Origin of the sequence: Angustibacter luteus (assembly GCF_039541115.1) — a bacterium.
Classification (GTDB): Bacteria; Actinomycetota; Actinomycetes; order Actinomycetales; family Angustibacteraceae; genus Angustibacter; species Angustibacter luteus.
In genome coordinates this window covers 438,854-451,342 of record NZ_BAABFP010000008.1, presented here as the reverse complement: position 1 = coordinate 451,342, position 12,489 = coordinate 438,854, and the positions used below count along the sequence as shown (strand labels likewise).

Sequence of the window (12,489 nt, the reverse complement as noted above, 5' to 3'; positions counted from 1 at the left end):
GTCTCAACCGGCCCTGACGCCGGCCAGTTCGTCCAGGTCCTGCGCGGACAGGGTGAGGTCCCCGGCCGCCAGGTTGTCCTCGAGGTGGTCGACGGACGACGTGCCGGGGATCAGCAGCACGTTCTCGGCGCGCGACAGCACCCAGGCCAGTCCGACGCGGCTCGCCGGCACGCCGTGCCGGGCCGCCACCGCCTGCACCTGCGGCTGCTCCGTGACCTTGGGGAGGTGCGGGAAGGCCGAGCCGAGCGGGAAGTACGGCACGTAGGCGACGCCGACCGCAGTGCACCGGGCGAGGACGTCGGCGTCGCCCCGGTCGACCAGGCTGAACGCGTTCTGCACGCACGCGATGTCGGCCAGCCGGATCGCCGTCTCCACCTGCTCCGCCGAGACCGTGGACACCCCGACGCCCGCGATCTTTCCCTCCTCGCGCAGGGCCACCATCTCCGCGAGCTGGTCCTCGAACGGCACGGCATCCGCCGGATCCGCGTGCTCGTCCATCCGGCGCAGGTTCACCGCGGTCAGGCGCTCGACCCCGAGGACGCGCAGGTTCTCCTCGACGTCCTCCCGCAGCTGCGCCGGATGCTGCGCGGCGATCCAACCGCCGCCGGCGTCGCGCCGGGCACCGACCTTGGAGACGATCGCCAGGTCGTCCGGGTAGGGGTGCAGCGCCTCGCGGATCAGGCCGTTGGACACCCCGATGCCGTAGTACTGGGCGGTGTCGATGTGGTTCACGCCGAGCTCGACCGCGCGGCGGAGCACCCGCAGCGCGCCGTCGTGGTCGCGGGGTGGCCCCATCACGCCAGGGCCGGGCAGCTGCATGGCGCCGTAGCCGATCCGGTGGACGTCCCGGTCGGCGAGTCGATACGTGTCGGTCATACGTGCCACGCTACGTCGCCGCAGCGCCACATATTCGGTTGTCGGGACGTCGGCGCCTTGGCAGGCTCGCGCTATGCCCAGCGCCGTCGACCCCCCGTTCGACCAGTTCCTCGCGACCGCCGAGGCCGTGGCCCAGGCGCGACCCGAGGTCGACCTCGAGATGGCCCGCGAGGTCTTCATGGAAGCAGCCACCCTGCTGCACAACGGGCTGGTCCTCGATGACCTGGACGAGCACGACGCCAGCGCGGTCGTCGCCGGGCTGTGCATCGACCTGGTGACCGCGGATCCCGGCGCAGCGGTGCGCGCTCGCGCGCAGTCGGCGTTGGAGGGCAAGGAGGACCTGCACGACGCCGAGGGTGGCTACGCGGCGTACATCACCTCCGCGGCGCTCATGCAGCTCTGATCCGGGTTCCGAGGAGGGCGTCGTGGTCGCGGATCGCAGGACGCCCCCGCAGGGTGGGTTGCCGCCGACGGCGGGGCTGGCCGGGGTCGTCGAGATCGCCTGCGACGAGTCCGGGTTCTCCGGCACCAACCTGCTGGACGCCGCCACACCGGTGTTCGCGCACGCGAGCGTCGACCTGCGACCGGACGAGGCCGCCGACCTGGTCGCGGGGCTGCGGTCCGGCTTCCGGCGGTCCGACGAGGTCAAGTCCGGACGGTTCCTGCGCGGTGCGCACGTCGACGAGGGGCTGGCATGGCTCCTCGACGCGCTCAGCGGACGCGCACACGTCCACCTGATCGACAAGCAGCACTTCGTCGCGTCCCGGGTCGTCGACCTGTTCCTGGCCGAGCCCACGTACGCGGCGGGGACCAGCCTGGCTGAGGGCTCCGGCGTGTCCGCCCTGGCCCTCTACCGAGCCGGCCGCGAGGTGGGTCCCCGCTGGGACCGCTTCCTCCAGGCCTTCGTTGCGCTGGTGCGCACCAAGCGTCGGCGCCAGCCGAGTCGCGGTGCCGTGCAGCAGTTCATCCAGGCGCGGGACGACCTGGCCGGTTCCGGGCCGGGCGCCGAGGCCGAGCACGTCCTCGCTGCCATCGACCCGGCGCACGTCTGGGACGTCCTGACCCGCCTCGCGCAACGCGACCCGTCGATCCCGCCACCGCTGGAGCCCCTCCTGCCGGCGCTCGCCGAGACCGTCCTCTTCTGGAGCGGGGTGCACCGGCAGGTGCTGGTGATCCACGACGAGCAGAGCGCACTCACCCCCGGCCGGCTCCAGCGCCTCCAGCAGGTGCTCGCCCAGGGCCGCGAGGTGTCACCGCTGGCGGGGCTGGTGTCGGTCGACTCCCGAGACGATCCGCGGGTCCAGGTCGCGGACCTGCTGGCCGGGGTGGCCCGGCGCTCGGCGGGGCGAACGTGCATGATCACCGGGGGTGGGCAGCGGCCCGACGCGGCTGCCGGACACGGCTACACGACGTGGAACTCGATCCGGTAGACCAAGGTGGCGTCGTCAATCGGGCCGGCGTGAGCGGCGCGGACGCGCAGCGTCTCCCGGTCCGGTTCACCCGAAGCCTGCACGTCGTCGTCCGTCACGGCGGAGAACGGCAGCACCTCGATGGTGTCGACCTCGATCAGGACGCCGCACGTCGCGTAGCGCCCGCCGGCCTTGACCTGCGGGCGCGCCCAGAGCCGGATCGACACCGTGATCTCGCCACCCGCCACCGCCTCGCGCAGGTCCCGACTGAACATCACCCCTGACACGGTACGTCGGATCGCGTGCTTGGCGGCGCCTGGCGGTTTCGGGCAGGCTGACGGGGTGACGTCGTCAGCGCCGGCCCAGTACGTGACCAAGCCGCTCACGCCGCAGACGTGGCCGGACTTCGCTGCGCTCGTGGAGGCGAACAACGGGGTCTGGGGCGGGTGCTGGTGCATCGGGTTCCACCCCGACGGCTTCCAGGACTCGCGGGAGGGCAACCGCGACGCCAAGCGAGCCCATGTCGAGAACCGGACCGTCCACCAGATCCTCGTCTACGCCGGCGACGAGTGCGTGGGCTGGTGCCAGTACGGGCCGCCGGGTGAGGTGGCCTCGATCAAGAACGCCAAGGCCTACGAGAAGGAGCTCGTGGCCCTGCCGGACTGGCGGATCGGCTGCGTCTTCGCCGGCAGCAAGCACCGGCGCCAGGGCGTCGTGCGTGCCGCCCTGGCCGCGGCGCTGAGCGCGATCGGCGAGGCCGGCGGAGGCGTCGTGGAGGCCTACCCCGAGCAGCTGGACGGGCGCGCGCCACAGCGAGGCGCCTTCCTGCACACCGGCCCCGAGAGCCTGTTCGAGGAGTTCGGCTTCGAGCGCGACCGCCGCATCGCCAAGTGGCGCTGGGTCATGCGGCGCACCGTCACCTCGTGACGCTGCCCCTAGATCCGGACGGTTTTCGTCCTGTTGCTGTGCCAGCCTACGAAGCGATCACCGGCGCGATCGAGCGAGGGAGGGACCGTGAGCGAGTTCCAGGTCAGGCCGCTGACGTCGCAGAGCTGGGACGCGTTCGCTGAGATGGTCGAGCGGCACAACGGCGTGTTCGGCGGCTGCTGGTGCACCTACTTCCACACCATGAACGCCGAGAAGGAACGCACCTACGACGCCAACCGATCCCTCAAGCACCGCCTCGTCGTCGAGGGGCGGGCCCATGCGGCACTGGTGTTCGACGGGGACGAGGTGGTGGCCTGGAGCGAGTACGGCAGCCCGGACGAGCTGCCGAACATCTACCACCGCAAGCAGTACGAGGAGGAGCTCGACGTCCGGCCCGACTACCGGATCACCTGCATCTTCGTCGACAAGCGCTACCGGCGGCGCGGGCTGTCCGCCATCGCCCTGCAGGGCACCCTCGACCTGATCGCGGCGGCGGGTGGCGGCGTCGTCGAGGGCTACCCGCACGACAACGACGGCCAGAAGAAGTCCGTGCTCTACGACGGAACCCGGGCGCTGTTCGAGCGGGCCGGCTTCGAGTTCATCCGCAGCAAGGGGTTGGGCAACTGCGTCATGCGCCGCACCGTGGCCTAGCCCGGTAGGTCGCGGCGGTACTGGGCCGTCGCGGCGCTCCACGCCCCTGGCGGCAGGCGCCACGACGACGTCCCGGGGGTGACGGCCCTGAGCAGCTGCAGCACCGAGGCCACCTGGCCGACGAGCCCACCCTGACGGTGCCCGACCAGGGCCGCACCCTCACCCGTGAGGGCGAACCGGTCGTCGCCGTCGATCGCGAGCAGGCCAGCGGCCGCGAGCCGGCCGACGGACGACTCGACCTCGGCCTCCGTGACGATCGCGTGGTTGACGGCATCCGCGGCCGCGACCAGGTCGACCAGGTCGCAGGGATGCTGGGAGATCGTGACGGCGGTGAGGACCCAGGCATCGGCGAACCGCCACGCGTCGGCGCCTGCGTCGCTGCCCGCGTCCCTCACGAGCGGACCCGCGACTCGCCCAGCTTGACCGCGACGACCCCGGCCAGGATCAGCAGCCCACCCACCAGCTGGACCGGACGCGGCAGCTGGTCGAGGAGCAGCCAGGCGAACACGACGCCGGCCACGACCTCGAGCAGCGCCACGAACGACGCCAAGCGCGAGCCCAGCCGGCGCCCGGCCGCGATGCCCGTCGTGTACGACACCGCGGCCGTCACGACGCCGAGCACCAGCAGCGGGACCCACCACGCGACCGTGTGCCCGGCGTACGTCGTCGAGCTGGTCGAGGTGTCCATCGGCAGCAGGCCGACGACCCCGAGGACGCCGAGGAAGAGGGCACCGACGACGAGCCCGCCGGCCGCGAGCGCCAGGGGCGGCAACCCGTTCGCCTCGTCGGCCGAGATCACGAAGTACGCCGCGGCACCGACCATGGCGGCGAGGGCCCAGAGCACCCCGGCGACGTTGAGGTCGGCGCCGGAGAGCAGGTCCAGCACGAGGACGAGTCCGAGGGCGGCGAGCCCGGCGCCGACCAGGGTGACCGGGCCGGGGCGCTGCCCGTGACGGAGCCAGAGCCAGACCACGACGGCGGCGGGGGCGGTGTACTCGATCAGCAACGCCGGCCCGACGTCCATCCGGGCGACCGCGGAGAAGTAGCAGAACTGGGCGCCGGCGACGGCGAGGGCGCCGTACACCAGGACCAGGCCGGCGTTGTGCCAGAGCACGTTCCAGCGACCGTGCAGCGCGTAGAGGCCGAACGGGAGCACGACGAGCGCAGCGATCCCGACCCGCACCAGGACCACGGCCCCGGCGCTCCAGCCGGTGTCGAGCAGTCCGCGGGCCAGCGAGCCGGACAGGCCGAACGTCGTCGCGGAGACCACGGCGAAGACGAGACCGGTGACCAGCCGGGACGGCGCCGCCGTCGGGGCGGTCGCCGAGGGGGCGCTCGCGAGGCTGTCATGGTCAACGGTGGTCATGACTCATGACCGTAGGCCCGCCTGGTGTAATCTGTCAATGTGCTCTTCGGTCATGACACCGAGATGTCCCTCGGCGCTGCCGTCGCGTTGGTGAACACCGCCGAGGCCCCGGACACGCTGACCACCGTCGAGGAGCTCGACGAGTGGTACGCGGAGTGGTCCTACACCGGACGCCGGGACGGGGACGGCGCCGAGCTGGCCGCCGTCCGGGCGCTGCGGCCGGTGCTGCGCGGGCTGTTCGTCGCCGACCGGGACGACGCGGCCATCCTGGTCAACACCATGCTGGCCGAGGCCGGCGCCGTGCCCCGGCTGGAGCGGCACGGCTCGTTCGACTGGCACGTCCACGCGGTCCCGATGGAGGCGTCGCTGGTCACCCGGGTGACGGTGGAGACGGCGATGGCGATGATCGACGTCATCCGGTCCGACGAGATGTCCCGGCTCGGGGTGTGCGCCGACGACACCTGCGACGGGATCGTGCTCGACCTGTCCCGCAACCGTTCTCGGCGGTTCTGCAGTACCGCGTGCGGCAACCGCAACGCCGTCGCCGCCTACCGCGCGCGCTCCCGCCTCAGCTGAGCTCAACCGAGCCCGAGCCCAGCTCGTCCGGGGCCCGCATCCGCCAGGCGTCCGTGACCAGCTCGGTCAGCCGCTCGACGTCCACGGCGTCCAGCCGCAGCATCACCAGGGGCCACCCGTCGTAGGCCGGGGTGGTGAAGAACAGCTCCGGCTCGCCCTTCAGCAGCGCCTGCTTCTCGCCCTCGTCGCCGACGAACAGCACGGCGACGTCGGTCCGGATCACCCGCTTCCGGCCCGGTTCGCGCTCCGGGTAGGACCAGACGAACCCCTTGCCGCCGACCCGGAAGTCGAAGCCGTCGCTCGGGATCTCCGCGACGTGGGCCAGCTCGAGCGCGATCCGGCGCACGTCCGCCGCGTCAGCCATGGCCGTTCGACCGCTGCCTCGCCCGCTGCATCTGTACAGGTTAGGTGCCGATCCGGTGGGCCTGGGCCAGAAAGACGCCGGTCCGAGCGACACTAGGGGGCGTGACGAGTCTGAGTGCGCCGATGACCCGATGGTTCGGACGTCGGATGCTGAAGAGGGTGGCCGCCGGGGGTCTGGATCTGTCGCGCGTGCCGTTCGCGCCGGACTCGTTCCTGCTGCCGTTCCGGCGCGACGGGCTGGACCCGGTGGCCGAGCTGGGACGGCGGCGCGAGCGCGAGCCGGTGAGCCGGCTCCTGAGGTTCGCCGGGTTCAACGTCTGGCTGGTCAGCGGTCACGCCGAGGTCCGCGCCGTCCTCGCGGACCGGTCGAGCTACAGCAACGACATCCGCCGCCTGGTCCCGAGCCACGGCACGACGGCGGCGCACTCCGTCGGCGGCCTCGGGCTGACCGACCCGCCGGACCACACCCGGCTGCGCGGCCTGCTCACCCCGGAGTTCACGATGCGTCGCCTGGCCCGGCTGCAGCCGGGCATCACCCGGATCGTGGACGAGCAGCTGGATGCGCTGCAGGCCAAGGGGCCCGTGGTCGACCTCGTCGCGGACTTCGCCTTCCCCATCCCGTTCCTGGTGATCTGCGAGCTCCTCGGCGTCGCTCCGGAGGACCGGGAGGCGTTCCGCCAGCTGGGCGCGAGCCGCTTCGACCTGACCCGCGGCGGGATCGGCCTGTTCGATGCGGCGTCGACCTCGCGGTCGTTCCTGCTGGACGTCGTCGCCCGCCAGCGCGCAGAGCCGGGGGACGGCCTGATCGGCGCGATCCTGCGCGAGCACGGCGACGAGATCGACGACCTCGACCTCGCGGGTCTGGCGGACGGCGTCTTCCTCGGGGGTTACGAGACCACGGCCAGCATGCTCAGCCTGGGCACGCTCACCCTGATCCAGCACCCCGACGTCCTGGAGCTGATCCGCCAGGACGACGACGCCGTGGCCGGCGTGGTCGAGGAGCTGCTGCGGCACCTGTCCGTCGTGCAGACCGGCTTCCCGCGCTTCGCCCGGCACGACCTGCAGCTGTTCGGCCAGCGCATCGCGGCCGGCGACGCAGTGCTCTGCTCCCTCAGCGGCGCCAACCGCGACCCGAGGTTCGCCGCCGACCCCGACTCGGTCGACCCGGACCGCCGCGCGGACTCGCACGTCGCCTTCGGCCACGGGTTCCACCGCTGCGTGGGCGCCGAGCTGGCGCGGATGGAGCTGCGGACGGCCTTCCGGGCGATCGCGACCCGGTACCCCGAGCTCGCGCTGGCGGTGCATCCGGACGAGCTCACGTTCCGCGAGCAGTCGGTCGTCTTCGGGGTCGAGACGCTCCCCGTCAGGCTTCAGCCCGCATAGGACCGGGCCGCCGGGTCGGTGGCGGCCTCGGCGTCCTGGGCCTCGCCCTCGCTGCGCCCGAGGAAGAAGATCCCGAGCAGCACGGCCGCGAGCCCGGCGCACTCGACGAGGACGGCGAGCGGGCTGGACCGTGGGCGCTCGTCGAACACGATGATGCCGAACGTCAACGCCACCAGCGGGTTCACCAGGTTGAGCATGGGAATGGAGTCCGGCAGCCGAGTGCGGTGGTACAGGTGCTGGTTGAGCAGGAACCCGGTCAGCCCGATGCTGACGGCGGCGTAGAGCGGCCACGTGGTGAACACCTCGTGGTGCGCCCACGCGCCGGTCGTCGCCTTCAGTGAGCCGGCCATCAGGCCGAACACGATCCCGCCGGACGTGCCGAGCAGCAGGCCGGCCCGCGACGGGTGCCGGGCCGCCAGGCGCCAGGCCACGAACGCCCCCAGCAGCCCCAGCCCGATGACGATCGCGGCGCCGGCGTCGTCCGGGACGTCCGAGCTCTCGGAGGAACCCGTCGCGGCCAGGAACACCGCGAGCCCGGCCGCCGTGACGGCCCCCCAGGTGAGCGTGCGCCGACTGGGTCGACGGCGGTCGAGGGCGTCCCGGAAGACCAGCGAGAAGAACAGGCCGGTCACCACGATGGGCTGCACCAGCGTCAGCGAGCCCAACCCCAGGGCGATGGTGTGCAGGGCCAGTCCGAACAGGCTGGCAGCGAGCCCGATCAGCCACTTCCACTGGGTGAAGACGTGCCGCAGCAGGGCGATCCCGCGGCTGCCCGGGGCGGCCCCCGAGGCGCCGTGGTGCATGAGGGCGGTGGACCAGCCGAACGAGATGGCAGCAGCCAGCGCGACCGCCGCCGCCAACCAGCTCGTCATGTCCACCCCCTCAGTTTCTCATCCGCCAGAAACGCCGGTGCACCGCGGACGCCCGCGGGGCTACCGTCAACGGATGGAGTCGCTCCAGACGTCCGTTGCCGCGATCGCCGCCGAGCACGGGTTCTCGGGTGCGGTCCGCGTCGACCAGGCCGGCGAGACGGTGCTCGCCCAGCCGTTCGGCCTCGCGGAGCGGGGGCTCGGCGTCCCGAACACCCTCGACACCCAGTTCGCGGTGGCCAGCGCGTGCAAGGGAACCACCGCGTTGACGGTGATCAGCCTGGTGGACGACGGGACGCTGGCCCTGGGGACCACGGCGCGCTCGCTCCTGGGCGCGGACCTACCCGAGATCGACGACGCCGTGACCGTCGAGCACCTGCTGGCGCACCGGTCAGGAATCGGTGACTACGTCGACGAGGACGACGACGGCGAGATCACCGACTACGTGCTGCCGGTCCCGGTGCACCGGCTGACCGAGACCGAGGACTACCTGGCGGTACTGGACGGCCACCGCCAGAAGTTCGCCCCGGGCGCCCGGTTCTCTTACTGCAACAGCGGGTTCGTCGTCCTCGCGCTGCTGGTCGAGCGGGCCACCGGGACGGCCTTTCGGGACGTGGTCACGCAGCGGGTGTGCGGGCCCGCCGGCCTGCGGGACACCGCGTACCTGCGCTCCGACGAGCTGCCCGGTCGGGCGGCTCGCGGCTACCTCGACACCGAGGGTTTGCGGACGAACGTGCTCCACCTGCCGGTCCGCGGCAGCGGCGACGGTGGTCTCTACACGACCGTCGGCGACGTGCACGCGTTGTGGCGGAGCGTCTTCGCCGGGCAGGTCGTGCCGCGGCACTGGGTGGACGAGATGGTGCGCCCGCGCAGCGACTCGCCGCAGGTGTCCAAACGGTACGGTCTCGGCTTCTGGCTCGACCCGACGACCGACGCAGTCCTGCTGGAGGGCTACGACGCTGGGGTCTCGTTCCGCAGCCTGCACCGGCCCTCGACCGGCCTCACCTGGACCGTGGTGGCGAACAGCAGCGACGGGGCGTGGCCCGTCGCCAAGCACCTGGGCGCCGTCCTTCGGTGACTGCCGCTCTTCCCTGGCGGCTCACGGGTCCTGGCGTCGGCGAGCGCGTTGGACCGCGCCGGTGAACACGCGGATCCCCAGGCCGAGGACGAGCAGGTCGAGGATGATCTGGCTCGAGACGAGCAGCCGGGCGTTCTCGCTCGTCGCCGCGATGTCCCCGAAGCCGACGGTGGCGAAGGTCGTGATCGTGAAGTACAGGCTGTCGACCCGGGTCAGCCCGGGCGTGTTGAAGTTCGACGGGTCGTCCTGGGCCAGCACGAAGTAGCTGGCAGCGAACAGGAGCAGGAACAGGGGGACGGTGACGGCGAGCGCCTCGATGGCGCGCACTGCCGGGTGGGCGTCCCGGGTGATCGCCCGCAGCTGCCACCCGGACACGAGCAGCAGCGCCAGGAGGGCGAACCCGAGGGCCAACCCCACCGGCATCCGCTGGACCTGGGTGAACGGCCCGCGGAAGTACAGCGCGAGCAGCACCGTGGTCGCCGCGAGGGCCCGAAGCAGCCCACGGACGATGAGCCGACGTCGTTCGGCCGGCGGCAGGGCCGGCGGGGGTGCGACCGACATGATGGGGATCCCGTCGCTACTGGCGGGCCATCGCGACCCGCAGGCGCTCCTCCGGGTCGATGAAGTGGTCGGCGTCCTCCGCGCCGACGTCGAGCTGGACCCAGTGGATCTTGCCGGTGAACCGACTGGTGCGGGACGTGTAGGCGGGCGTGACCGTCGTCCCGGACTCGTACCCGACGTCGGTGGTCTCGTCGGCGGAGAAGATCATCGCCTGGGTGGCGGCGACCCGTCCGGACCCGACGGCGTCGCCGTCGTGGAAGAGCGTCACGTCGCCGCCCTTGGCCAGCCCACCGCCGTCGTAGGCGAACTCCATCCGCAGCTGGTGGTGGCCCGCGGGCACGGCGACGTCCGCGGTGACTGCGAACTCCTGGATGCCGAGCAGGTTGTAGACGAACGTCGCCTTGCCGTCCTTGGCGTAGAAGGACCAGCCGCCGAACCGGCCGCCCTGGGCGATGATCACGCCCTCGGCGCCGCCGGCCGGCACGTCGACGTCGGCGGTCACCGAGAACGACTTGTTCTTGATGCTGACGACGCTGTTCTCCGACAGCCGGCCCATCCCGGCGAACAACAGCTGCGAGCTCCCGTGGATCAGGGTGGGCCGACCGGCCAGGTCGGCGTTCAAGCGCTCACCCGAGCGGTCGTCCATCGGCAACGCGTTGTACTTCGTGGCCTCGATCAGCCAGAGCCGCTGCAGGTGGGCGAGGCGCTCCGGCTGGTCGGCCGCCAGGTCGTTGGCCTGGCTGTAGTCGCTGCTGCCGTCATAGAGCTCCCACACGTCGGCGTCGAACGGACCCATGTTCGGGTCCACGATCATCCACGGCGTCTTGTGCTTGGTGACCGCGCTCCAGCCCCGGTGGTAGATCCCGCGGTTGCCGAACATCTCGAAGTACTGCAGGTCATGGCGTTCCGGCGCGGCGGCCTCGTTGAAGCTGTAGACCATGCTGGTGCCTTCCATCGGCGACTGCAGCACGCCGTTCACCATGGTGGGCTCCGGCAGGCCCGCTGCCTCGAGGATGGTGGGGGCCACGTCGATGACGTGGCTGAACTGCGAGCGCAGGCCACCCTTCTCCTGGATCCCGTGCGGCCAGTGCACGATCGTCCCGTTGCGGGTGCCACCCCAGTGCGAGGCCACCTGCTTGGTCCACTGCAGCGGGGTGTTCATCGCCCACGCCCAGCCCACCGAGTAGTGGTTGTACGACGAGGGGGAGCCGAGCTCGTCCATCCGGCTGAGCATGAACTCGGGGGTCTCGAGCGCGGCCATCCCGTTGAAGTTCGCCATCTCGTTGAACGCGCCGTTCATCGTGCCCTCGGCCGAGGCCCCGTTGTCGCCGATGATGTAGTACACGAGCGTGTCGTCCAGGACCTCGAGGTCGGCGAGTGCGTCGATCAGCCGCCCGACCTGGTGGTCGGTGTGCTCGAGGAAGCCGGCGTACACCTCCATCTGCCGCGCCAGCACGGGCTTGAGCTCGTCGGGCATGTCGCCCCAGGCGGTGATCTCGTCGTGCCGCTTGGTCAGCCCGGCCTCCGGCGGGATGACCCCGAGCTCCTTCTGCCGGGCGAAGATCCGCTCGCGCTGCACGTCCCAGCCGTCGTCGAACTGGCCGGCGTACTTGTCCGCCCACTCCTTCGGGACGTGATGCGGTGCGTGCGTCGCGCCGGGCGCGTAGTACACGAAGAACGGCCGTTCGGGCATGAGCGCCTTCTGCTGGCGCATCCAGCTGACCGCACGGTCGGTCAGGTCCTCGGTCAGGTGGTAGCCCTCCTCGGCCGTGGCCGGCGGCTCGACCGGGGTCGTGCCGTCGTACAGCGCGGGCTCGTACTGGTTGTTCTCGCCGCCGATGAAGCCGTAGAAGGTCTCGAAGCCGCCACCGCCGGACGGCCACGCGTCGAACGGTCCCATGGGCGAGGACTGCCAGACCGGCACCTCGTGGCACTTGCCGAACTGCGCGGTCGAGTAGCCGTTGAGCTTGAGCGTCGTCGCGAGCGGGGCCTTCGTGTTGGGCCGCAGCGAGCTGTTGCCGGGCGCCGACGTCGCGGTCTCGGTGATGCTGCCCATGCCGACCGAGTGGTGGTTGCGGCCGGTCAGCATCGCCTGCCGCGTCGGGGCGCACAGGGCCGTGGTGTGGAACCGGTTGTAGCGCAAGCCTCCTGCGGCCAGCCGCTCGGCCGTGGGGGTCTGACAGGGGCCGCCGAAGGCACTGGACGCGCCGAAGCCGACATCGTCGAGCAGGATGATGAGGATATTCGGGGCGCCGGCCGGGGGCAGCAGCGGCTCGATCGGGGGGAAGGCCGTGTCCGGGTCCTTCGCGTCGTACGTGGTCAGTCCCGGCGCGGGTCGGTCCGGGATCGGCAACATCGAGCGGGCGTGACGGTCTGCGGCCATGACAGTCCTCCGTGCTCAGCGACCTGGGGATCTGTCCTGAACGTAGG

General features: G+C 71.7%; 15 protein-coding genes. 7 read left to right on the top strand and 8 right to left on the bottom strand.

The window, feature by feature from the left end; translation table 11 throughout:
• Positions 1–3 precede the first annotated feature (3 nt).
• Positions 4–876 (bottom strand): oxidoreductase, encoded by an 873-nt coding sequence (locus ABEB17_RS19135; protein WP_345718347.1) that lies wholly within the window; start codon positions 874–876, stop codon positions 4–6.
• Positions 877–949: 73 nt separating this feature from the next.
• On the opposite strand from ABEB17_RS19135, the gene ABEB17_RS19130 reads away from it, so the two are divergent.
• Together ABEB17_RS19130 and ABEB17_RS19125 are read left to right on the top strand one after the other, a co-directional pair.
• Positions 950–1,279: a hypothetical protein gene (locus tag ABEB17_RS19130; RefSeq protein ID WP_345718346.1), complete on the top strand. Its 330-nt coding sequence runs from the start codon at positions 950–952 to the stop codon at positions 1,277–1,279.
• 22 nt (positions 1,280–1,301) lie between these two features.
• On the top strand, positions 1,302–2,306 hold the full coding sequence (locus ABEB17_RS19125) for a hypothetical protein (protein WP_345718345.1): 1,005 nt from the start codon (positions 1,302–1,304) through the stop codon (positions 2,304–2,306).
• On the opposite strand, the gene ABEB17_RS19120 is transcribed toward ABEB17_RS19125, so the two are convergent.
• Positions 2,279–2,563: an ASCH domain-containing protein gene (locus tag ABEB17_RS19120; RefSeq protein WP_345718344.1), complete on the bottom strand. Its 285-nt coding sequence runs from the start codon at positions 2,561–2,563 to the stop codon at positions 2,279–2,281. The genes ABEB17_RS19125 and ABEB17_RS19120 overlap by 28 nt on opposite strands.
• 64 nt (positions 2,564–2,627) lie before the next feature.
• Between ABEB17_RS19120 and ABEB17_RS19115 the strand changes: the two genes are divergently transcribed.
• Complete coding sequence (locus ABEB17_RS19115; RefSeq protein ID WP_345718343.1) at positions 2,628–3,212, top strand: GNAT family N-acetyltransferase; 585 nt, start codon at positions 2,628–2,630, stop codon at positions 3,210–3,212.
• A gap of 87 nt (positions 3,213–3,299) precedes the next feature.
• Positions 3,300–3,863 (top strand): GNAT family N-acetyltransferase, encoded by a 564-nt coding sequence (locus tag ABEB17_RS19110; RefSeq protein ID WP_345718342.1) that lies wholly within the window; start codon positions 3,300–3,302, stop codon positions 3,861–3,863.
• On the opposite strand, the gene ABEB17_RS19105 is transcribed toward ABEB17_RS19110, so the two are convergent.
• Positions 3,860–4,258, bottom strand: a complete 399-nt coding sequence (locus ABEB17_RS19105; protein ID WP_345718341.1) for a hypothetical protein — start codon at positions 4,256–4,258, stop codon at positions 3,860–3,862. The genes ABEB17_RS19110 and ABEB17_RS19105 overlap by 4 nt on opposite strands.
• Complete coding sequence (locus ABEB17_RS19100; RefSeq protein ID WP_345718340.1) at positions 4,255–5,229, bottom strand: EamA family transporter; 975 nt, start codon at positions 5,227–5,229, stop codon at positions 4,255–4,257. Before ABEB17_RS19100 ends, ABEB17_RS19105 begins: the two co-directional genes overlap by 4 nt.
• Before the next feature lie 39 nt (positions 5,230–5,268).
• Between ABEB17_RS19100 and ABEB17_RS19095 the strand changes: the two genes are divergently transcribed.
• Entirely contained in the window at positions 5,269–5,805 is a 537-nt protein-coding gene (locus tag ABEB17_RS19095) for a CGNR zinc finger domain-containing protein (protein WP_345718339.1), read from the top strand.
• On the opposite strand, the gene ABEB17_RS19090 is transcribed toward ABEB17_RS19095, so the two are convergent.
• On the bottom strand, positions 5,798–6,169 hold the full coding sequence (locus ABEB17_RS19090; RefSeq protein ID WP_345718338.1) for an MmcQ/YjbR family DNA-binding protein: 372 nt from the start codon (positions 6,167–6,169) through the stop codon (positions 5,798–5,800). The genes ABEB17_RS19095 and ABEB17_RS19090 overlap by 8 nt on opposite strands.
• A gap of 122 nt (positions 6,170–6,291) precedes the next feature.
• Between ABEB17_RS19090 and ABEB17_RS19085 the strand changes: the two genes are divergently transcribed.
• Entirely contained in the window at positions 6,292–7,551 is a 1,260-nt protein-coding gene (locus tag ABEB17_RS19085) for a cytochrome P450 (protein ID WP_378227029.1), read from the top strand.
• Here ABEB17_RS19085 and ABEB17_RS19080 read toward each other — a convergent pair.
• Positions 7,539–8,423 (bottom strand): DMT family transporter, encoded by an 885-nt coding sequence (locus tag ABEB17_RS19080; protein ID WP_345718336.1) that lies wholly within the window; start codon positions 8,421–8,423, stop codon positions 7,539–7,541. The two genes, ABEB17_RS19085 and ABEB17_RS19080, sit on opposite strands and share 13 nt — an antisense overlap.
• 73 nt (positions 8,424–8,496) lie before the next feature.
• On the opposite strand from ABEB17_RS19080, the gene ABEB17_RS19075 reads away from it, so the two are divergent.
• Positions 8,497–9,498, top strand: a complete 1,002-nt coding sequence (locus ABEB17_RS19075) for a serine hydrolase domain-containing protein (RefSeq protein WP_345718335.1) — start codon at positions 8,497–8,499, stop codon at positions 9,496–9,498.
• Between the two features lie 21 nt (positions 9,499–9,519).
• On the opposite strand, the gene ABEB17_RS19070 is transcribed toward ABEB17_RS19075, so the two are convergent.
• Both ABEB17_RS19070 and ABEB17_RS19065 read right to left on the bottom strand, forming a co-directional pair.
• Complete coding sequence (locus ABEB17_RS19070) at positions 9,520–10,059, bottom strand: potassium channel family protein (protein WP_345718334.1); 540 nt, start codon at positions 10,057–10,059, stop codon at positions 9,520–9,522.
• Positions 10,060–10,075: 16 nt separating this feature from the next.
• Positions 10,076–12,442: an arylsulfatase gene (locus ABEB17_RS19065; RefSeq protein WP_345718333.1), complete on the bottom strand. Its 2,367-nt coding sequence runs from the start codon at positions 12,440–12,442 to the stop codon at positions 10,076–10,078.
• Between the last annotated feature and the right edge of the window lie 47 nt (positions 12,443–12,489).

Coding starts and splice junctions, on each gene's coding strand:
- ABEB17_RS19080 (WP_345718336.1), bottom strand. CDS start 8,423: ATGACGAGCTGGTTGGCGGCGGCGGTCGCGCTGGCTGCTGCCATCTCG.
- ABEB17_RS19135 (WP_345718347.1), bottom strand. CDS start 876: ATGACCGACACGTATCGACTCGCCGACCGGGACGTCCACCGGATCGGC.
- ABEB17_RS19085 (WP_378227029.1), top strand. CDS start 6,292: ATGACCCGATGGTTCGGACGTCGGATGCTGAAGAGGGTGGCCGCCGGG.
- ABEB17_RS19090 (WP_345718338.1), bottom strand. CDS start 6,169: ATGGCTGACGCGGCGGACGTGCGCCGGATCGCGCTCGAGCTGGCCCAC.
- ABEB17_RS19130 (WP_345718346.1), top strand. CDS start 950: ATGCCCAGCGCCGTCGACCCCCCGTTCGACCAGTTCCTCGCGACCGCC.
- ABEB17_RS19065 (WP_345718333.1), bottom strand. CDS start 12,442: ATGGCCGCAGACCGTCACGCCCGCTCGATGTTGCCGATCCCGGACCGA.
- ABEB17_RS19075 (WP_345718335.1), top strand. CDS start 8,497: ATGGAGTCGCTCCAGACGTCCGTTGCCGCGATCGCCGCCGAGCACGGG.
- ABEB17_RS19070 (WP_345718334.1), bottom strand. CDS start 10,059: ATGTCGGTCGCACCCCCGCCGGCCCTGCCGCCGGCCGAACGACGTCGG.
- ABEB17_RS19100 (WP_345718340.1), bottom strand. CDS start 5,229: ATGACCACCGTTGACCATGACAGCCTCGCGAGCGCCCCCTCGGCGACC.